Origin of the sequence: Mycobacterium sp. ITM-2016-00317 (assembly GCF_002968295.1) — a bacterium.
Classification (GTDB): domain Bacteria; phylum Actinomycetota; class Actinomycetes; order Mycobacteriales; family Mycobacteriaceae; genus Mycobacterium.
Genome location: NZ_CP134399.1, coordinates 5,466,588 through 5,486,081, shown reverse-complemented (window position 1 = coordinate 5,486,081; position 19,494 = coordinate 5,466,588). Strand labels below are relative to the sequence as shown.

20 protein-coding genes and 1 pseudogene are annotated in these 19,494 nt (G+C 65.4%); 12 read left to right on the top strand and 9 right to left on the bottom strand.

What is annotated here, in order from left to right; translation table 11 throughout:
• Positions 1-2 precede the first annotated feature (2 nt).
• From C6A87_RS26260 to C6A87_RS26250, 3 genes are read right to left on the bottom strand one after another with little or no spacing between them, the layout of a single operon-like run.
• Positions 3-749, bottom strand: a complete 747-nt coding sequence (locus C6A87_RS26260; RefSeq protein ID WP_311114918.1) for an SDR family oxidoreductase — start codon at positions 747-749, stop codon at positions 3-5.
• Complete coding sequence (locus C6A87_RS26255; protein WP_311114917.1) at positions 746-2,020, bottom strand: alkyl sulfatase dimerization domain-containing protein; 1,275 nt, start codon at positions 2,018-2,020, stop codon at positions 746-748. The genes C6A87_RS26260 and C6A87_RS26255 overlap by 4 nt, the downstream gene beginning before the upstream one ends.
• Positions 2,017-3,291, bottom strand: a complete 1,275-nt coding sequence (locus tag C6A87_RS26250) for a sulfotransferase (RefSeq protein WP_311114916.1) — start codon at positions 3,289-3,291, stop codon at positions 2,017-2,019. Before C6A87_RS26250 ends, C6A87_RS26255 begins: the two co-directional genes overlap by 4 nt.
• 210 nt (positions 3,292-3,501) lie before the next feature.
• On the opposite strand from C6A87_RS26250, the gene C6A87_RS26245 reads away from it, so the two are divergent.
• The 9 genes and pseudogenes from C6A87_RS26245 to C6A87_RS26205 all read left to right on the top strand — a co-directional run bounded on the left by C6A87_RS26245 (position 3,502) and on the right by C6A87_RS26205 (position 11,254).
• Positions 3,502-4,314 carry an SDR family oxidoreductase gene (locus tag C6A87_RS26245; RefSeq protein WP_311114915.1) on the top strand — a complete coding sequence of 271 codons (813 nt, stop codon included), beginning with the start codon at positions 3,502-3,504 and terminating at the stop codon, positions 4,312-4,314.
• A 25-nt stretch (positions 4,315-4,339) separates the two neighbouring features.
• A pseudogene (locus C6A87_RS26240) lies at positions 4,340-4,864 on the top strand (VOC family protein).
• Positions 4,865-4,989: 125 nt separating this feature from the next.
• Positions 4,990-5,979: a thiamine pyrophosphate-dependent dehydrogenase E1 component subunit alpha gene (locus C6A87_RS26235; RefSeq protein WP_311114914.1), complete on the top strand. Its 990-nt coding sequence runs from the start codon at positions 4,990-4,992 to the stop codon at positions 5,977-5,979.
• Between the two features lie 23 nt (positions 5,980-6,002).
• The gene (locus C6A87_RS26230) at positions 6,003-6,971 is read left to right on the top strand and encodes an alpha-ketoacid dehydrogenase subunit beta (protein WP_396837127.1); all 969 of its coding nucleotides are present in this window, start codon (positions 6,003-6,005) and stop codon (positions 6,969-6,971) included.
• 21 nt (positions 6,972-6,992) lie between these two features.
• Positions 6,993-7,223 carry a biotin/lipoyl-containing protein gene (locus C6A87_RS26225; protein WP_311114912.1) on the top strand — a complete coding sequence of 77 codons (231 nt, stop codon included), beginning with the start codon at positions 6,993-6,995 and terminating at the stop codon, positions 7,221-7,223.
• Positions 7,224-7,233: 10 nt separating this feature from the next.
• Positions 7,234-8,640: an aromatic ring-hydroxylating dioxygenase subunit alpha gene (locus C6A87_RS26220; RefSeq protein WP_311114911.1), complete on the top strand. Its 1,407-nt coding sequence runs from the start codon at positions 7,234-7,236 to the stop codon at positions 8,638-8,640.
• On the top strand, positions 8,627-9,007 hold the full coding sequence (locus C6A87_RS26215; protein ID WP_311114910.1) for a 2Fe-2S iron-sulfur cluster-binding protein: 381 nt from the start codon (positions 8,627-8,629) through the stop codon (positions 9,005-9,007). Before C6A87_RS26220 ends, C6A87_RS26215 begins: the two co-directional genes overlap by 14 nt.
• Complete coding sequence (locus tag C6A87_RS26210) at positions 8,988-10,616, top strand: FAD-binding protein (protein WP_311114909.1); 1,629 nt, start codon at positions 8,988-8,990, stop codon at positions 10,614-10,616. Before C6A87_RS26215 ends, C6A87_RS26210 begins: the two co-directional genes overlap by 20 nt.
• A 26-nt stretch (positions 10,617-10,642) precedes the next feature.
• The gene (locus C6A87_RS26205) at positions 10,643-11,254 is read left to right on the top strand and encodes a TetR/AcrR family transcriptional regulator (RefSeq protein ID WP_311114908.1); all 612 of its coding nucleotides are present in this window, start codon (positions 10,643-10,645) and stop codon (positions 11,252-11,254) included.
• Between the two features lie 7 nt (positions 11,255-11,261).
• Here C6A87_RS26205 and C6A87_RS26200 read toward each other — a convergent pair whose 3' ends face one another.
• The 3 genes from C6A87_RS26200 to C6A87_RS26190 are packed head-to-tail and all read right to left on the bottom strand — an operon-like array spanning position 11,262 to position 13,276.
• Complete coding sequence (locus C6A87_RS26200; RefSeq protein WP_311114907.1) at positions 11,262-12,251, bottom strand: NAD-dependent epimerase/dehydratase family protein; 990 nt, start codon at positions 12,249-12,251, stop codon at positions 11,262-11,264.
• A 7-nt stretch (positions 12,252-12,258) separates the two neighbouring features.
• The gene (locus tag C6A87_RS26195; RefSeq protein WP_311114906.1) at positions 12,259-12,690 is read right to left on the bottom strand and encodes a nuclear transport factor 2 family protein; all 432 of its coding nucleotides are present in this window, start codon (positions 12,688-12,690) and stop codon (positions 12,259-12,261) included.
• Between the two features lies 1 nt (position 12,691).
• The gene (locus C6A87_RS26190) at positions 12,692-13,276 is read right to left on the bottom strand and encodes a nuclear transport factor 2 family protein (protein WP_311114905.1); all 585 of its coding nucleotides are present in this window, start codon (positions 13,274-13,276) and stop codon (positions 12,692-12,694) included.
• A 57-nt stretch (positions 13,277-13,333) separates the two neighbouring features.
• Between C6A87_RS26190 and C6A87_RS26185 the strand changes: the two genes are divergently transcribed.
• Both C6A87_RS26185 and C6A87_RS26180 read left to right on the top strand, forming a co-directional pair.
• Positions 13,334-14,851: an AMP-binding protein gene (locus C6A87_RS26185; protein WP_311114904.1), complete on the top strand. Its 1,518-nt coding sequence runs from the start codon at positions 13,334-13,336 to the stop codon at positions 14,849-14,851.
• A 60-nt stretch (positions 14,852-14,911) separates the two neighbouring features.
• Positions 14,912-16,279, top strand: coding sequence for an LLM class flavin-dependent oxidoreductase (locus tag C6A87_RS26180; protein WP_311114903.1), 1,368 nt, complete (start codon positions 14,912-14,914; stop codon positions 16,277-16,279).
• A 1-nt stretch (position 16,280) separates the two neighbouring features.
• Here the strand turns inward: C6A87_RS26180 and C6A87_RS26175 are convergent, their stop codons facing one another.
• From C6A87_RS26175 to C6A87_RS26165, 3 genes are all read right to left on the bottom strand, one after another.
• Positions 16,281-16,907, bottom strand: coding sequence for a TetR/AcrR family transcriptional regulator (locus C6A87_RS26175; RefSeq protein WP_311114902.1), 627 nt, complete (start codon positions 16,905-16,907; stop codon positions 16,281-16,283).
• A gap of 54 nt (positions 16,908-16,961) precedes the next feature.
• Complete coding sequence (locus tag C6A87_RS26170; protein ID WP_311114901.1) at positions 16,962-17,699, bottom strand: SDR family oxidoreductase; 738 nt, start codon at positions 17,697-17,699, stop codon at positions 16,962-16,964.
• 108 nt (positions 17,700-17,807) lie between these two features.
• A complete protein-coding gene (locus C6A87_RS26165; protein ID WP_311114900.1) occupies positions 17,808-18,455 on the bottom strand; it encodes an SDR family NAD(P)-dependent oxidoreductase in 648 nt (215 codons plus the stop codon).
• A 112-nt stretch (positions 18,456-18,567) separates the two neighbouring features.
• Between C6A87_RS26165 and C6A87_RS26160 the strand changes: the two genes are divergently transcribed.
• On the top strand, positions 18,568-19,464 hold the full coding sequence (locus tag C6A87_RS26160) for a LysR family transcriptional regulator (protein ID WP_311114899.1): 897 nt from the start codon (positions 18,568-18,570) through the stop codon (positions 19,462-19,464).
• The last annotated feature ends 30 nt before the right edge of the window (positions 19,465-19,494 follow it).

The following is a 19,494-nucleotide window of genomic DNA, read 5'->3' as shown; positions in this document are numbered from 1 at the left end:
GATCAGCTGACGCAGTAGCCGCCGTCGATGGTGACGACGGATCCGGTGATGAAGGCACTGTTCTCGGTGCACAGGAAGATCACGGCCTCGGCGACCTCGTCGGGTGTTCCGAGCCGACCCAGTGGGGTGCGTGCGCACTGCTCGGCGATGTATTCAGGGACCAGTTCCGGCGACGTCATCGGGGTGTCGATGAATCCCGCCGTCACGGCGTTGACCCGGATTCCGTCCGGCCCCCACTTCATCGCGAAGTTCCTCGTCATCGACAGGACACCGGACTTCGCGGCGCCGTAGGCCGGCACCATCGGAACCGCCCGCACCGTCGACAACGAGGACAGTCCTATCACGCTGGCACCGCCTTTGGCCGTCGATCGGGCGAGCGCATCGTGCAGCGCGGAGGTGAGTTCGAACGGTCCGAACAGGTTCAGATCCACCGTGGCGCGGAACCCGTCGGGTGTCGACTCGTCGAGTCCGCCCGCGAAGATCGCACCGGCGTTGTTCACCAGGATGTCCAGGGTGCTGAAATCCGCGGCCAGTTCCTGGATTCCCGCTCGGTCGGTCAATTCGAGCTGGTGGTAGGCGATTCCCTTCAGGTCGACTGAGTAGTCTGCGGCCTGGGGCTTGCGACCGGTGGTCGTCACCGTGGCCCCGGCGTCACGCAGCTTGGTGGCAATGGCGTGGCCGATGCCGCTGGTGCCGCCCGTGACCAGTGCGGTCGCCCCGGTGAAATCATAAGTTGCGCGTGCGGTCATGCGAGCTCTCCGATCTGTTTGCGAAGCCAGGCTGATTCCCAGAAGTTCTCGCTGTCCGCCAGCAGCGCTTCATGGGCGGATTTGACGACCGCGCGGGCGGCCTGGTGTCCGGGCTCGGTCTCGAGCACGATCTCCCCGAGGTGGATCGCGCGTAGTGGGTCTCCCGCGTCGAGGTACCGGCCGGCACGGTCGCAGATGGCCTGTGCTCCAGCGAGTTCCACCAGGTCCGGGGCAACGGATTCGGGGCCGACGGGGTACAACTCGGTGGTGGACCGCCGGTGGAACCACCCGTTGTAGTTCTCCCAGATCGCCCGGACGTTCCAGTCGACCTTTCCGTATCCCTGACCGACCTCCAGGTGCGGCGGCAAGGTGATCCGGGTCATCGCTTCACGGACGTCGTCGCCGGCGTTCATGGCGGCCACGGTCGCGTCGTGGAGGTACTGCACCGCGTCGCGCAGCCGGGTCAGCTCGGCATCGACCAGTTCGGCGCCGTGGATCGGGTCGAAGTGTCCGGTGACCAGTACCTCGGGTTGCAGTCGGCGGACCCGCTCGTAGGAGGCGACGGCCGTCAAGGCGTCGCGGTAGCGGTCGCCGCGCATGGTGACGAGATTGGGGATGTGCCCGAATACCGGCCCGAACAAGTTCCCGCACAGGCAGATCCGCTCGTCAGGAAGCCACACGACCAGGGAGTCGGTGGTTTCACCCCCCGGCGTGGCGATCAGCTCGATGCGGCGGCCGCCGACCTCCAGGGCGAGGGTGTCCTCGACGATCGTGTCGGGGTCCGGTACGGCCTGGGCGGGAAGGACCTCGCCGAACCGCTTCTGGATACCCGTCACGGTCGCGGTGATCTTGTCGACGAACGCGAACATCGTGTTGCGGGCGCGATGCGCCAGGAGTCGTTCGGTGTCGTCGCGCCACATCTCCCAGTTCGCCTGCGCGACGATGTGGGTACCGTCCTCGCGGAACGCGTCGGTTCCGCCGACGTGATCGGCGTGGCCCTGTGTGTAGATGATGTAGCGCACCGGTCCGCTGTCGACGGCGTCGAAGTTGGCCTTGTGTACCGGGGATTCGAATCCCATCCCGGTGTTGACGATGACGCGGCCCTCGCCGGTGGTCAGCATGTACGAGTTGGTCAAGCCCGGTGACATCCAGACGCCGGGCGCCACCTGGCGGGCCTCCGTCGCCGACGCACCCGCGAGGTCGTCAGCGCCGGGCCTGCTGCGATAGACAGGTTCAAGACGATCGACGTGGTGGTCGGGTGTCGTGCTCACCGGGCCTCTTGACCGGAGGTTTCGGGTCGCACATCGAACTTGTCGAAGTAGAAGTCGAACCGACTGCGGATCTCGTCGGGATTCCGGTCGAAGTGGCGCTCGAGATCGTAGGCGATCCTGCCGTGCTTGCCACGCGGATTGCCGGACAGATACCGGTCGAACGCTGCGCGCGTCTCCTGTGTCAGGTCCACTCCACCGCGCTGGTAGAGCTGCTCCAGGAAGGGGATCTCGTTTCCGTTGAGATGGTGGAAAGAGATGTCGATGCTGCGCTCGGCCGGCACCAGGTCCCGGTCGCGCACGCACGCGCCGAGCAACCGCTCCACTCGGTCGACCCAGTAGTCGGCGACGCGGTCGGTGTCGACCTTCTCGCGCCGGATCCGGTCGCCGTACGCCATCAGAGTGACCGTCGACTGGATCACGGCCACGGGATCGCGGTGCGTGAAGGCGAACGTCGCGTCCGGAAACACCTCCAGGAGCGCGGGAATCTGCTCACAGTGCTGAGGCGCCTTGAGGACCCAGGTCCGCGGGCCACGCAGGAAGGTGAGTGCCTTCAACACGTTCTTCAGGTAGCCGTAGTGCTTGACCTGATCCAATCCCAGGTAATAGTCCCGCCACTGGGGCACGTGGGCGTACCACTCCACGATGTAGTTGGAGAAGTCCAGGTCGAGTTCGATCTCTTCCTCGATGGCCTCCGGATACCTGTCGTGGACCGCCAGCGCGAAGGGCATGAACTCCTTGACGAAGCCGTACTCGTCAGCAGTGCGCTGGTACCGGGGGTCGATACCGTCCGGACCGGCGGCCTCACCGCGGATGGGGAACGGTTCGCGGCTCTCCCAGTAGGGGAGCGCCCTGCGCCGGCTGTCGGACGCGATCAGGTTGACGAAGTGAGTCGTGCCAGAACGCGGCATTCCGATGACGATGAAGGGCTTCTCGATCTCGATATCCTCGATCTCGGGGTAGCGACGCATCAGATCGGTGAACAGCACCCTGTTACGCAGTAGGCGAACTGTCCGTTCCCGCAACGTCATCCGCGACAACGGATTCAGGTCGTCGGCGTCAATGGCCGCGACGTGGACGCCGAGTCGCTCACGGAACTCACCGTCGAGGCCCTCGCCGCCGAAACCGGTGATGCCGGAGCTCTGTACCGCCTCGTCCACCATCGCCTCGATGTCGAGATCCACCTCTTGGTGCCGGGTGGCGTCCAGCACCTGGCGCTGCAGGTCGGTCAGCTGTGGATCACGCAGATCATCGACGGTGATGATGTCAGGCATTCGCGTCTCTCTTCGAGGTCGGCACGGGACAAATAACTAATCACTTGATTGATTCATTGAAATGTAGGACCGCGGCGTCGGCGTCGTCAAGGAAAATCGGCGATCTGCGTCACATTCTTGACGAGACGTGGCGCACGTCATATCGTCGTAGAATCAATCGCGTGATCAATTAGCGCGGAGTCGGCGACGATGCGAAGGCGCAGTGGGGGATTGGATACCGGACTGATCGACCGCACGGTGGTGGTGACCGGCGCCAACGCGAACATCGGTCGCGGCATCGCCCTGGGGTTCGCCGCCGAGGGCGCCAACGTCGTCGTCGTCGGCAGGGACGGGGCACAAGGCGCCAAAGTGTGCGAGCACCTGTTGGAGCGGGGAGCCCGGGAGGTGTTCTGGCAGGCCTGTGATGTCACGGACCGCACTGATGTCGTGGCGATGGCTGCCGCCGTGCAGGACCGTTTCGGTGCAGTGGACGTTCTGGTCAACTGCGTCGGGGGTAACGTCGGGATGGACCCGTTCGTCGATTCGGATCCGGAAACCTGGCGCGATGACATCGATCTGACCTTCACGAGCATGCTCAACTGCATCCACGCGCTGCTGCCCGGAATGCTCGATCGCGGCCGGGGGCGGATCATCAACATCGGGTCGACATCGGGAATCGTGGGCGACCCGCTGCTCGCGGTCTACTCCGCGATGAAGGGTGCCGTTCACTCGTTCACCAAGGTGCTGGCCAAAGAAGTCGGCCCGCGGGGAGTCACCGTGAACGCGGTGGCACCCTATGCGACGTTCCCTGACGGTCCGGACGCGATCTCGGCCGGTAGTCGGTGGCATCCCGACGGGATCTTCGCGAGGTTGATGTCCACTCGGGCCGAGGAGCTCACGACGATCGGCCGACGCACGGTGCTCGAGCGCCAGTATGCCTACCCGGCAGAGGTCGCTGCTGCCGCGGTCTATCTCGCTTCCGAGGCCGCCGCCTTCGTCACGGGTCAGGTGCTGTGCGTCGACGGCGGAACCCAGATCGCTTGATCCAACCCCTCAGATCGGAGTTCGCATGCCCCCCTCTCCGCTGCTCGGCCCCATTCGCCAGGTCGGCTACGTGGTTGACGATCTCGACGTCGCACTGGCCAACTGGGTGGAACTCGGGGTCGGTCCGTGGTTCGTACTGCGGCGTATCGCACAGAACGCCGACCACCGCGGAGAGCCCCGCGAGGTCACGATCTCGATCGCGCTCGCCAACAGTGGCGAACTTCAAGTCGAGCTGATCCAGCAGCACGGCGATACGCCGAGCGTCTACACGGAGTTCCTCGCCGACCGGGGGGCGGGCTACCACCAGCTGGCCTACTGGCCCGCCGATTTCGACGCCGCCCTGAAGGCGGTGAAAGACGCCGGCTGGCCGGTGATCTGATCCAGCGCGGAGGAGGGCGGTGTCCGGTACGCCTACGCCGAGCCGCCTGCCGGCGTAGCTACCGTGATCGAGCTCATGGAGTTCAACGAAGTCACCCAGGGCCTCGCCACGTTCGTGCGCGACGCCGCCGAGAGTTGGGACGGCGCCGAGCCGGTTCGGCCGTTGAACTGACGACTGTCGTCCGGGAATCCGTTCTTGACTGAACGTGACCCAACTCATACCGTATAAGCAATCAATCAATTGATTAATTCTGAGGCATCAGCCTCCCTGGGCCCCCTGAGGGGAGTGTTTCTCCGATGACGACCATCGAAACAGGACTGGACCGAGCGACGCTGGTCGGTCTCTATCGCACCGCGGCACGTATCCACGCGTTCGACGAGACCTACCGGACGCAGATGATGAGCGGCAAGTTCGCAGGCATGTACTACTCGCCCCGTGGACAGGAGTTCGCCGCGGCGTCGGTAGCTGCTCATCTGCGGCCTACCGACTACGTCGTGACCACCTACCGGGGATTGCACGACCAGATCGCGAAAGGTGTTCCGTTACGGGATCTCTGGGCAGAGTACCTCGGCCGCGCGGCGGGAACCTGTCGCGGCAAGGGGGGTCCCATGCATGTCACCTCACCCAAACACGGGCTGATGGTGACCACCGGCGTGGTGGGCTCGGGCCTGCCGATCGCCAACGGTCTGGCCCTGGCCGCTCAGATGCGCGGCACCGATCAAGTCACCGTGGTCAACTTCGGTGACGGAGCGAGCAATATCGGAGCATTCCACGAGAGTCTCAACCTGGCCTCGTTGTGGAGCCTCCCGGTGATCTTCCTCTGCCAGAACAACAAGTGGGCCGAGTACACCTCGCTGGCCGGCGGCACGACGGTCGCCAATATCGCCGACCGGGCAGCCGCGTACTCGATGCGGGGTGCGACGGTCAACGGAAACGACCCGGTCGAGTTGTACTCGGCCGCAGGGTCCGCGATCGAGCGCGCCCGCGGTGGTGGTGGTCCCACCCTGCTCGAAGCGGTCACCTACCGATTCTGTGGCCACTATTTCGGTGATCAGAGTGAGTACATCCCGACCGACGAGCTCGCCGCGGCCAACGAAGCCGACCCGATCCCGCTCTTCCGTGCCCGGCTGGTCGGTGAATTCGGGATCCCGGCAGACGATCTGGATGAAATCGACCGTCTCGCACAGGAAGAGGTCGACGATGCGGCGGCCTGGGCATTCGACCAGCCGCTGCCCGATCCGTCCGAACTGACCACCGACGTCTATGCCGAGGAGACCGTCAAGTGAGCACTGCGACCGCAACTCGCACCATGATGATGCTCGAAGCCGTGCGCGATGCCCTGGACGTGGCGCTGGACCTCGATCCGGAGGTCTTCGAGCTGGGTGAGGACATCCAGGACCCCAAAGGCGGCGGGTTCGGCGTCCACAAGGGTCTGGAAGCCAAGTACGGCTCCGAGCGCGTGCGGTGCACGCCCATCAGCGAACAGGCGATCATGGGCGCGGCGATCGGCGCCGCGATGGCCGGTATGCGCCCGGTGGCCGAGATCATGCTGATGAACTTCATCTCGGTGGCGGCCGACCAGCTCTTCAACCATGCCGCGAAGCTGCGCTATATGTCGGGGGGCGCGACTCCGATTCCGCTCACTGTGCGCACCACCACGGGCGCCGGCGCGGGATTCGGCGCGCAGCACTCCGAGATGCTGGAAGCCACGCTGATCCACACCCCCGGCCTCAAGGTCGCAATCCCGTCGACCGCCGCCGACGCCAAGGGGCTGTTGCTTTCGGCCATCTTCGACGACGACCCCGTGGTGATCGTCGAGATGAGCAGCCTGTACTTCGGCGTCCGCGATGAGGTACCCGAGGGGGACTACCGAGTTCCGCTCGGTAAGGCGCGCATCGCCCGCGAAGGCACCGACCTGACCTTGATCACCTATGGCCGACAGGTCCTGGACTGCGTCGCGGAAGCCGACAGGCTGGCCGCCGAGGGCTATTCGATCGAGGTGATCGACCTGCGCTCCCTGCAGCCACTCGACACCGACACCGTGTTCGGTTCGGTAGCGAAGACCCGGCGTGCCGTCGTGGTCCACGAAGCAGTCACTCGTGGCGGGTTCGGCGCCGAGCTCAGCGCACAGATACATTCCGAACTCTTCGGCGAGCTCGCCGCGCCCGTCAGCCGAATCGGTGGAGCGAACACGCCGGTTCCCTACGCCTCGTCGCTCGAGCAGAACTTCCTGCCGACCAGCCGTATCGAACCGGCCATCCGGGCATTGCTGGGTTGAGGGAAGGCGGAAGACACGACCATGGCGCATGAAGTGCGAATCCCGAAACTCGGCGTCGCTGTCGAACAGGGGCAGATCACCGAGTGGCTCTGTGCTGACGGTGATGTCGTCGAGGCGGGTCAGGCGATCTACGTCCTGGCGACCGACAAGACCGAAACCGAGATCGAGAGTCCTGCCGCCGGCCGGATATCCATCGTCGGCGAAGTCGACGAGGACTATCCGGTTGGTTCCATCGTCGCGACGATCGACTGAAAGGCGCGTAATGACAGCACAACTCACCCCGACCGACGCAGCGCCGGCCGCAGAGGGGGCAGCCCCGTACGTGCCCCGCCACGAGGTCGACACCAGGCAGGTGCCGTTCCGGATCGCCGACGGGGTCCATCTTCCGGTGCAGCGCTACTATGACCGGCACTTCGCCGAACTGGAATACGAGAAGATGTGGCTGCACACGTGGCAGTGGGCGTGCCGCGAGGAGGACATCCCCGAACCCGGCGACTACATCGAGTACTCGATCGTCGACAAGACGGTCATCGTGGTGCGCCAACCCGACCGCAGCATCAAGGTGCTCCACAACGTATGCCCGCACCGAGCCACGCAATTGGTCGAACCCGCCGATGCGGGAACCTTCGGTGGAAACCAGATCGTGTGCCCTTTCCACGGGTGGCGATTCAACACCGACGGAAGCCAGTCCTACATCTACTGCAGGCAGGGCTTCGTCCCCGGGTCGATCGATGCAGACAGCGCACGCCTGAACGAGGTGCGCTCGGCCGTGAAGTACGGCTTCGTCTGGATCAACTTCGACGACGACGCTCCCACTCTCGAAGAGTTCTTCGGCGACTACGACAAGCATCTCGCGCCCATGGCGATGGAGCGGATGCGGGTGCGCTGGTGGAAGTACTCGATCGTGCCCGGAAACTGGAAAGTGGCCGCTGAGGCCTTCCTTGAGGCGTATCACGTCATGCAGGCGCACCCGGAACTCGCGATGGGGGCCACCGACGACGACTACAACGCCGACGGAGTTCCGTATTACCACCACGGCATGGGCCACGTGGACACGGCCACACCGTTCGATCCGGAACACCCGGAGGACTACACCCTCCCACCGACGCTGGTGGCCGGGATGGAACCGGGCAGATTCTTCATCGACCAGAACCAGGTGCTGTACGAAGGTACGGACGGATTCGCCACCGCACGTGATGAATACATCGCCGACCGGATCCGCGACCTGCCCGACGACCAGGTGCTGTTCAAGTTCTTCGAGGAGCTCTACAAGTACGCCGAAGAGGCCGACATACCGCTACCGCCACTGGATCCCAACGCCTCGACGTACGGGTTCGTGTTCCCGAACTTCGTGTTTCTCGGGCTGACCGGAAACCTGCTGTTCTACCGGTTCCGGCCCAACGGCCACGACCCCGACTCGGCGATCTTCGAAGCGTTCGCGATGCAGATCCCGCGCCGGTGCGACATGGACAACGCCGCGCCGCGCCGCGAGGGCCCATTGGAACCGGAGGACTGGCCGTTCGTGCTGCAGCAGGACATGGGCAACATCTACCGGCAGCAGGCAGGCTATCGGTCCGGCGCGATCACCCATTCGACGCTGTCACCACGGTACGAGCCGATGATCTTCTCGTTGCACAGCGAGATCGACCGCTACATTGCGACGGACTGATGCCGACGCGGTGACGATGCGGGTGGAACCCGCCGGCATCGACATCGAAGTGCATCCCGGCGAGACGCTGCTGCAGGCCGCCTGGCGCGCCGGGTACGACTGGCCGACACTGTGTTACGCGCAGGGGACGTGCACCGCGTGCCGGTGCGAGGTCCTCGACGGGCTGCACCTGCTGTCCGAACGCACCGATGCAGAAGTGGCGTTGCTGGGCGATCTCGAGCGCCGGGTGCGGCGCGCCAACCCGCGCCGTATCAGACTGGCCTGCCAGGCCACGGCCTCAGGGCACATCACCGTGCGCAAGCAAGGCGTCAAGAAACAGTCCACAGTCGAGGACCAGGAGGCGGCGAATGTCGAACGTCAGCGATGATTTCGATCTGATCGTGGTGGGTTTCGGTCTCGCCGGGGTCTGCGCTGCCCTCGCAGCGGCCGAGAACGGAGCGCGGGTGCTTGCCGTCGACCGCGCGCTCGGCGGCGGTTCGTCGGCGGTATCGGGTGGCGTGGTGTACGCCGGCGGCGGCACGCCGTACCAGAAGGCCGCCGGGTACGACGACGATCCCGAGAACATGTTCGAGTACCTCCGGCAGGAGGTGCAGGGTGTCGTCGACGATGCGACGCTGCGCCGGTTCTGCGACGGAAGCGTCGAGCAGTTGGCCTGGCTGGAGAAGCACGGTGCGGAGTTCGAGGCCTCGCTGTGCCCGTACAAGACCTCCTATCCGACCAAGCACTACCTGTATTTCTCCGGAAACGAGAAGGCGTACCCGTATCGATTGCACGCCCGGCCCGCACCGAGGGGGCATCGACAGATCGCGACAGGCACGAAATCGGGCCGCGACCTGTGGCGCCGTATGCGCGACGCGGCTGTCGGGCTCGGCGTGGTGTTCCTGCCCCGGACCCTCGTGGACGACCTGGTGATCGTCGACGGTCGGGTGGCCGGAGTTCGGTGCCGCACCTGGGTGGGCGGGGGTCGGCCTGCGCAGTTCGTCCATGGCCGGACGACAGCGGTGGGCGCCAAGCTGACCAACTGGATGCCGCCGGTCGGGCACCCGATCACCGGCCTCGCCGACCGGATGTGGCGTCGCCGCGCTCAGGAACGCACCTTCACGGCGCGGAGTGTGATTCTCGCGGCCGGCGGGTTCGCGTTCAACGAGGACATGCTGCGCCGCCATGCACCGGACTTCCAACAGATTCGCCCACTGGGCACCCGCGCCGACGACGGTGCCGGAATCCGTCTGGGCGTACAGGCCGGCGGCGCCACTGGCCAGCTGGGGCGGGTCAGTGCGTGGCGTCTGCTGACCCCGCCGTCTGCGCTCATCGAGGGGATCACGGTGGGCGTCGACGGCACGCGGATTGCCAACGAGGACCTCTACGGTGCCACCCACTGCGACATCATGGTGCGGCAGTTCGGCGGCAAGGGCTTCTTGATCGTCGACGCCGACACCTGGAAGCGCGCCCGCGCTCAGACGGCAGAGCAGACCGAGTCGATCCTGCGTCTGCAGACCGCAGCGGTGTTCTCCCTCGGCCACCGCAAAGCGGCGACCCTGTCCGGGTTGGCGCGCAAGTTGGGCGTCTCGGCTTCGGGACTGTCGGCCACCGTCGACGCCTACAACGCAGCAATCACGTCGGGCGGCGAGGATCCTGCGCACAAGGCGCCGGAGCTGTGTGCGCCGGTCCGGCGGGCACCGTTCTACGGCATCGACATCTCCGTCCGCCCCTCGCTGACCTACCCCGTGCCCGGACTCACCCTCGGGGGCCTGACGGTCGACGGCCAGACCGGGCTGGTGATCGATGAGCAAGGTCGTCAGATTCCCGGCCTGTACGCCGCGGGCCGCACCGCCGTCGGGATCTGCTCCCACAGCTACGTCAGCGGTCTGGCGCTGGCGGACTGCGTGTTCTCGGGCAGGCGCGCGGGCGAGCATGCGACGTCGGCCGACACGGGCGAAGAACTCCTGGAGAATGGCGTGAGAAGCTCTAGTTAGTACGTGCGCCTACCCAGGAGGGATCCGTGTCCACCAACCCGTCGCTGGGTCGCCCCGTCGGCGCCAACGGCGAGGAGACGCGGCGGCGCATCATCGATGCCACGATGCGCTGCGTCGCCGAGGTGGGTTACGAGCGCGCGACGATCCGCGAGATCGCCCGAAAAGCGGACATGACCAGCGGAAGCCTGTATCACTACTTCCCCAACAAGACCGAGCTGATCAAAGCCACACTGGACGAGTGGGCGGAGATGACGATCCCGCGGGTGGCGGCGTCCGCGCAGCGCAGTGAGGACTTCCGGGAACGGTTGATCGCGGTGTTTGACGAGTGTGATCAGCTGATGCGGGAGTACCCGATGATCGCGGCGTTCGACCGTGCCATTCGGGTGGGTAGCGCCCGGCACCTGGCGGACAGCCGCGAGACGCTGTTCTCGTCGTTGCGGGCGGTCACGATCGACATCATCAGGCAGGCCCGGCGGGAGGGTGCCCTGCCGCGCAGCGTCGATGTCGACAGCGTGGCCAACTCGATCTATCTCGTGTTGCAGGGCATGACCGACTACGCGGCCACCGCGGACCCGGACGAGTACCACTCGACGGTCAAGGCGCTCAAACGCCTGGTCAGCGGAACGCTGTTCAAGTAGAGGTGACCTACATATGCTGCGCACGATAGAACTCGACGGCTGCGCGAATCGAGTCCTCGAATGGTGCCGGCTCCCAGCCCAGTTCGCGCTCGGCCTTGCTGTGGTCGAGCGGTGACATCTTGTCGACCATGTCGAATGCCCTTCTCACGAACTTGATCTCGCGCCCGGTCAGGTCGCCGAACTGCTGGGTCAGCGACGACAGCGCCAGCAGGACGCGTCGGGGGATCGCGATCCACGGTGCTCGCACCCCGCCCGCCTCGGCGGCCAGGGTATGCAGTTCCCGGGTGGTCATGAACCTGTCGGAGATGATGTATCGCTCACCGATCCTGCCCTTGTGCGAGGCGAGGATCATCGCTTCGGCCGCATCCTCGATACCGACGACCTCCTGCCCGATACCCCGGAAGTAGAACGGCGCCTTGCCCGCGGAGATCGCCGCGATCAGTCCGCCGTGCGGCGTCGGTTGCCAGTCGCGCGGGCCGTAGGTGTTGGAGATGCACAGGGCGACGGCCGGCAGACCCCGGTCCTTCGCGTAGGCGAGCACCAGATTCTCGGCGTCCACCCGGCACTGCGTGTAGGCCCCGCCGTCGTCGTACCAGTTGCAGGGCTGGTCCTCGGTGACGGGGGTGCCGTCCGTGCTGACGGCCAGCGTCGCGATCGTGGACATGAAGACGAAGCGCTCGAGGTCGGCGTCGAGCGCGGCGTCGAGAACATGACGCAGACCCTCGACGTTGGTCCGCAACAACGGTGACGGATCGCGCAGCCAGGCCCTCGCGTCCACGACGCAGTAGAACACGACATCGCAGCCTGTCATCGCTGCCCGCAACGCGTCGTCATCGAAAACGTCGCCGTAGCAGCGTTCGACCTCCAGATCGTCGATCGCCTTGGTGGAGCTGGTCTCTCGCAGCATCACCCGCACGTCTTCGCCACGTTCGACGAGCTTGCGGATCACGTTCGAGCCGACGAACCCGCTGCCGCCTATCACCAGCTTCTTGGCCATGAGTCGACTAACCCTGGACGGGCAGCAGCGGGTTGGCGAACCAGGCGTTCTCCTCGCGCAACGACGTGCTGCGCCAACCATCCGGTGTGCGCACCAGGGTGTGGTGGTAGTAGCCCCCGCAGTAACTCAACTCGTCCATTCCCGGCAACTGCATCGGGTTGTAGAACATGGCGCGCACCTGGGCGGTGTCACCGTCGATCTCTGCCTCGATGTTCGAGATGAAGTGCTGCATCATCTGCATGGCGCTCAATGCCTGCTCGAGCCAGGCGGCGACCTCGTCACGGCTTCCGGCGACCGCCCCGGCCGAGGAGTAGTCCACGACCGCGTCGTCGGTGAACAGCGAGCGCCACAGGTCCCAGTCGCGGGTGTCGACCGCTCTGGCGTACTTGCTCAGCAGCGATTGGATCTCAAGCCGATCGCTGATCTCCTGGATGTCCATGTCAGCCCTTCGTCGATGTGCCGATTGCGGTGTCGAACTGGGGTCGTACCGCGTCCTGCCCGGGGAACTGTTCAACACCCCAGCCTTTTTCGTAGGTCGTGACGGATGCGGCCTCGAACGACATCCGGGTGTACCTCCAGCCCTGTGAAGCGCGGCGATACTCGTTGAGATAGCGACCGAAGGTCCAGAAGGCCTGTCCCTCTGCTGTTGTCGTGGCGATGATGGCGTGCCACTGGCCGCGGGCGTCGTCGCCGTCGATCTCGATCAACGGGTTCATGACGTTGTGGATGATGAACGGAATGACCTGGAACTGTCCGAACAGCTCTGCGATCGCAGCATGCCCTTGCACCCGCACCGATCCGAGCGGCCCCTCCCATACGCCGTCTTCGGTGAACAGATCCGCGACGGACCCCGGATGGTTGTGCGTGGGTCCCTGCCAGCCGCCGTCGTTGTAGTTGATGTAGCGCGCCTGCAGGTCGGCGATCTCGTTGCGATCCTCAATGAGCTGGACGCGTTCTTCGAGGGACATCTGCACCACCAACACTCTCCAATCAATCGCTTGATTGATTTGTATGATGCGTGCCACACTGCTGGAGTGTCAAGCACTCGGGTCACGTGGGTAAGTCGCACAACTCCAGATGAATTGGCGCAGAGATACATCGCGAACGGATGGTGGACCGAGGAGACCGTCGCGGACCTGTTGACCCAGGGGCTCCGTCGAGCACCTGAGGCCGAGTTCCGGGTGTACTCGGCCACCCGGCCGTGGATGGGAACTTTCGGTGACGTCGAACGGATCGCGCGTAGGCTCGCCGCGGGTCTTCGCCGTCGAGGGGTCGGTCCGGGCGACGTCGTCGCGTTCCAGTTGCCCAACTGGGTGGAGGCCGCGGCCACGTTCTGGGCGTCGGCTTTCCTTGGCGCTGTCGTCGTGCCTGTCGTGCACTTTTACGGCGCCAAGGAGATCCGGCATATCGTGGCGACCGCCAAACCCAAGGTGTTCATCACCTTCGAGGAGTTCGGCCGCATGCGTCATACGCCCGACCTCTACGCCGACGTACCGATCGTCGGTGTGGTGGGGCGGGATTTCGACGACCTCCTGGACCCGGATCCGCTCACCGAGAACCTTCCGGTCGACGCCGGGGCACCCGTGGTCATCGCCTTCACATCAGGGACCACCCGGGATGCCAAAGGCGTCGTACACAGCCACCAGAGCCTGGTCTACGAGACGAGGCAACTCAGTGCCGCGTATCCGCCGGGGTTGGAGCGTCAACTCACCGCGGCGCCGGTCGGCCACTTCATCGGCATGCTGAACGCGTTCCTCATACCTGTCCTGAACGGCACCCCGATCTACCTCACCGATGGCTGGAACCCTGCCCAGACGTTGTCTCTGATGCTCAGCGACGAACTGACATTCGGCGGTGGCGCGCCGTACTTCGTCATCAGCCTGCTCGACCATCCTGATTTCACCGCCGAGCACCTCGACTACATGCGCTACGCCGGCATGGGTGGGTCGGCGGTACCAGCGGCGACCGCGCGCCGGCTCCACGAGCAGGGTGTCACGGTATGGAGGTCGTACGGCAGCACGGAGCACCCGTCGATCACGAGTACGCCGTATACGTCGCCTGCGGAGAAACGCCTGTTCACCGATGGCCGACCGCTTCCCGGTGTGGAGATCCGATTGACCGACGACGGGGAGATCCTCAGTCGTGGACCCGACATGTGCCTCGGCTATCTCGACGACGAGCTGACCCGCAGCGCGTTCGACGACGAGGGCTGGTACCACACGGGCGACATCGGCGTGCTGGACGACGACGGATGGCTGTCGATCGTCGATCGCAAGTCCGACATCATCATTCGGGGTGGCGAGAACATCAGCGCCATGGAGGTCGAGGAGGTGCTGCAGAGCATGTCCGGTGTCGCCGAGGCGGTCGCCGTTGCCGCCCCGGACGCGCGCTACGGCGAGCGCACCGCGGCGGTGCTGCGGATGAAACCCGGCTGCACGGCGCCCACCATGGACGAACTGCGGGCCCATTTCGCTTCGAGCGGGCTCGCCAAGCAGAAGTGGCCCGAGGAGATCCACGAGGTGGACGACTTCCCCCGAACGCCGAGTTCGAAGATCCAGAAAGCCCTGTTGCGCAGGATGGTTGCCGACGCACACGGCTGATCCCGGCGAAAGTGTCGCGAATCCGGCTCTGGCCGGCCGACTGTGCTATACGGTCGTACAATGGCCAAGCGGATGATCTTCACACTGTTGGTGATGGACTCCATCGGACACAACTTCCACGGCAGCTGGCGCCATCCCGACGCCCGCAACCGGGAGTTCAAGGGCTTCGACATGTGGGTCGAACTGGCCAAGAAGGCCGAGCAGTCGAAGATAGACGCGTTCTTCTACACCGACGTGATGGGTGTGCAGGGCGAGTACAACGGATCCCGGGACATCGTCTTCGAGCAGGCGATGAACGTGCCGATCGCGGACTGCACGATGCTGATCCCGGCTCTGGCGCAGCAGACCGAGGACATCGGGTTCCTGTACACCAGCTCGGTGATATCCCACCATCCCTTTGTGTTCGCCCGCGCCGCATCGACTCTCGACCACCTGTCAGGTGGTCGCATCGGCTGGAACATCGTCACCTCGGCCAACGAGAAGGCCTTCCGCAACCTCGGTCTGCCCGGCAACCTCTCGCACGACGAGCGCTACGCGTGGGCCGCGGAATACGTCGACGTCACCTACAAACTGTGGGAGGGCTCATGGGACGTCGATGCCGTCGTGAACGATGCGGCGAAGGGCGTCTACACGGACCCGTCGAAGGTGCACGACATCAACCACAAGGGCCACCGCTACAGCGTCGAGGGCTTCCACCTGATGGAGCCGTCCCCGCAACGTACGCCGGTGCTGGCGCAAGCCGGTGGATCACCGGCGGGGCTCGACTTCGCCGGCAAGCACGCCGAATTGATGTTCCTGTCGGCCTATTCACTGGACACCATCGCGCAGCAGGTCGGCACGGTCCGGGAACTGGCCCGGGCCAACGGGCGGCGGGACGGCGACATCCTGTTCCTGCAGGGCATGATGTTCGTGATCGGTTCGACCGACGAAGAGGCCTACCGTAAGTGGGCCGAGTTGGAGCAGTGGCGCAGTCCCGAAGCGCAGACGGCCTACTTCTCCAGCCTGAGCGGGATGGACCTCGGCCGGTACGACCCGGCCACGCCCCTGGTGGACATCCTCGACGAGATCCCCGGTATTCAGGGCGCATTCCTCGCGGTGATCAACGCCTGGCCCGAGGGTTCCGTACCGACGATCAAGGACTTCCTGACTTCGCTGTCGTTGCCGCAGATGGTGGTCGGCTCACCCGAGACCATCGCCGAGCGGCTGCTCAAATATCAAGGGGCGGGCGTCGACGGGGTGCAGGTGATGAACGCGCTGCTACCCGACAGCTACGACGAGTTCTTCGAGCACCTGGTGCCGGTGTTACAGGACAGGGGCATCATGCAGAAGCAGTATCAGCCCGGGACGTTGCGGGAGAAGCTGTTCGGGGCGACCGCCGACATCTCGGAGCGGCACCCGGCCCACGGGTATCGGGGCATGTTCTGCTGACTCAGCGGGACCGCTTGCGTGCGGCCGGTTTCCGCTTGGGTGCGGGTTCGATCGAATCCAGATAGCGCTCGAACGCCTCGACCAGTTCGGCGTGCGCGGTATCGACCCCGACGCCCTTCTCCAGGTTGAGGAACTTCGGCAGGCTGGAGATCAGCAGCTGCAGCGCCGGCAACGACAGGTCGCCCCACGGGCGGGCGTCCTCGCCGAACTTGGCGATCAAGGCGTCCAATTGCAGCTTGCGTACGCTCTCGGTCACCGCCGCGATCTCGGTGCGGATCGACTTGCGGTGGTTGCCCAGCGCCATGAACTCCGTCATCAAGGTGCCGGTGGCCTCATCCCAGCTGTACTCCCACAGCGCGCGCAGTGGGTCGTCGGCGCGCTTCTCCATCACCTTGTTCAGGTGCGCCAGGTTGCGTTCGGAGTACCGCCGGATCGCGGCGATGAACACGTCATCGAGGGTGGGGAAGTAGTACTGCACCAGGCTGGGCGTGACACCGGCCTTGGCGGCCAGCGCGCGGTAGGTGACGCTCGCGTAGCCCTCTTCGAGCATCATCGTCTCGACACAGTCGAGGAGGGTGTCGCGGGTCTTGGACGTTTCGGCGCCGACGCGCCGCGACGAAGTCGCCATGGACGTATTTTGTCACCATCGCGCTCTATACGGGTGTATAGCACCGATGTTCCTTCAGAGGTCGGAGGCCCCGCCGTCCACCAGCAGCTCCGTGCCCGTGGTGTACGTCGCGTCGAACCCGAGGTACGCGATGGCTCTGGCCACTTCCTCGGGCTCGCCGAATCGCCCCATCGGGTTTCCCGCCTTGATCTGATCGAGGAACTGGCGCGCCTCATCGGCGGGCATGCTTCGTTCGAGGATGCCGGTGTCGATCGGACCGGGGGAGACGGCGTTGACACGGATGCCCCGGTCGATGAGCTCGCGGGCGAACGTGCGCGTCATGGACCGTAGCGCCGCCTTGGTCGCCGAGTAGACGCCCGTGGCCGCGATGCCCTTGGTATTGCTGACCGACGTCGTCAGAACCACGGCGCTACCCGAGGCCATCAATGGCAGGAACTTCTGCAACGTGAAGTACGGAGCCTTGGTGTTGAGCGTGAAGAGCTCGTCGAACTCGGCCTCGGTGGTGGCTTCGAGGGTTGAGGTCACCGTGGCGCCGGCATTGAGCACCAGCAGGTCGACGCCGCCGAGCTTGTCGGTCACGACACCGACCAGCCTGTCGATGCCCGAGACCGCGTCGCTCTCCTCGACGATCGCGCGTGCACCCAATGCCGCCCTGGCCTTCTCCATCGAGGCCGGTGTCCGTCCGGTCACCAGGACACTGGCGCCGCCGTCGGTGAGGAGCTTGGCCGTGGCAAGGCCGATACCGCTGGTTCCTCCGGTGATGACGACGCGCTTTCCCTCGTACGCATTCACTGTGGGATTCCCTTTCATAGCTGTGATTCGCCGCCGTCGACGACAAGTTCGATACCGGCGACGTATGTCGCATCGAACGCCAGAAACGCCACCGCCGGCGCAAACTCGTCAGGCCTGGCCCCAGCGGCGCATCGGACTGCTCGCGGTGAACTCGGCCTTGAGCTGCGCAGCCCGCTCCGGCACTTCCTTCTCCAGCTTGCCGGTGTCGATCGAGCCGGGGCTGATCGCGTTGACTCGAATTCCTCTGGGCAGCAACTCTTTACTGAGTGTTCGCGCCATCGACCGCAGAGCCGCCTTGCTGGCCGAGTACACGCTGAGCGCGTCCCATCCGGTCTGATTCGCGATCGACGTCGTCAGCACCACGCCGCTGCCCTCGGCCAGCAGCGGCGCCAGCTTCTGTACGGTGAAGAACGGACCCTTGGTGTTGATCGCGAAGACCTGGTCGAAGGTCTCCTCGGTCACCGCGTCGAACGGATCGAAGCTGCCGATCCCGGCATTCACCACAAGCGCGTCGACCGTGCCGAATTCGTCCCTGGCGCGACCGGCCAGTGCGTCGATGTCCCGCAGTGAGCTCGCGTCGCTGCGGACCGTGATCCCGTTGCTGCCCAGCCGCAGGCCCGCGTCATCCAGCGTCTCGCAGCTCCGGCCGGTGACCAGGACGCGAGCGCCGTTGTCCACCAGGTATTGCGCTGCTGCAAACCCGAGGCCGCTGCTGCCTCCGGTGATCACCACGTTCTTGCCGTCGTATCTGCCCATGCCGACAAGTCTTCGGCTGTCGCGACCAGGTGTCCAAGACCTGATCGGTACCCCGCGATGCAGAAACGGAATACCTCGGGCCGCCGTTGGGACCGCTCATGAGGCGCAACCGGTGAACGATCTCGGGATCGACCTTGAGCTGCGGCTGGTCCGCTACTTCACGGTCGTCGCGGACCACCTGAACTTCAGCCGCGCAGCCGCCGAGCTACACGTGGCGCAGCCGTCGCTGAGCAGGCAGATCCAGCGTCTGGAACATCGCCTCGGCGTCCGACTGCTGGATCGCACGCCGCAGGGCGCGCTGCTGACCGAGGCGGGCAAAGCCTTCCTGCCCGAGGCGCAGGCCCTGCTCAACGCTGCCCGGCAGGCGGCGCGCACCGCCAGGGCCTACGCACCGGCCGGCAAGGTGATCGTCGGCTACGTGGAGGACCTGGTGGTCACACCGGCCGTGCGTGAACTGCGCCGCCGGCACCCCGACGCCGACATCGGCACCCACCACCTCGAATGCCACGAGCAGCGGGCGTTCGCCGAGGGACAGGTGGACGTCCTGGTCGGCAGGGACCCGCTGTTGATCGATATGGCAGACGTCCGGGTCACCGTCCTCTACGAGGAGCCGCGCATGCTGGTGATGGCGGCCGACCACCGCCTGGCCGGCCGCGCGTCGGTGTCGCTGGACGACTTCGCACGCGATGAGTCGATCATCTGCTCGCACGGCGGGATACGGCCCCTCTACCTGGTGGAGTCCTATCGGCCCAGTGACCCCGGTCCGATGTCGATCCGACCCGCCATCGAGAGTTTCGAAGACAGAATCGAACTCGTGGCGAGCGGCCAGGCCGTCGCCGTGCTGCCGGTCGGCGACCGGCGCAGCTCCCTTCATCCCGGTCTGGCGACCGTGCCGCTCGACGGGTTCCCCGCCAGCCGGGTGGTGGTCGCCACCCGCGTCGGGGAGGTGAACCCGCTGGTCTTCGACTTCGTCCGGTCCGCCCGCACCCATCTCACCGCAGCCGCGTGATGAATTCGGCTCGTGCGGGAAGTCTCTTCC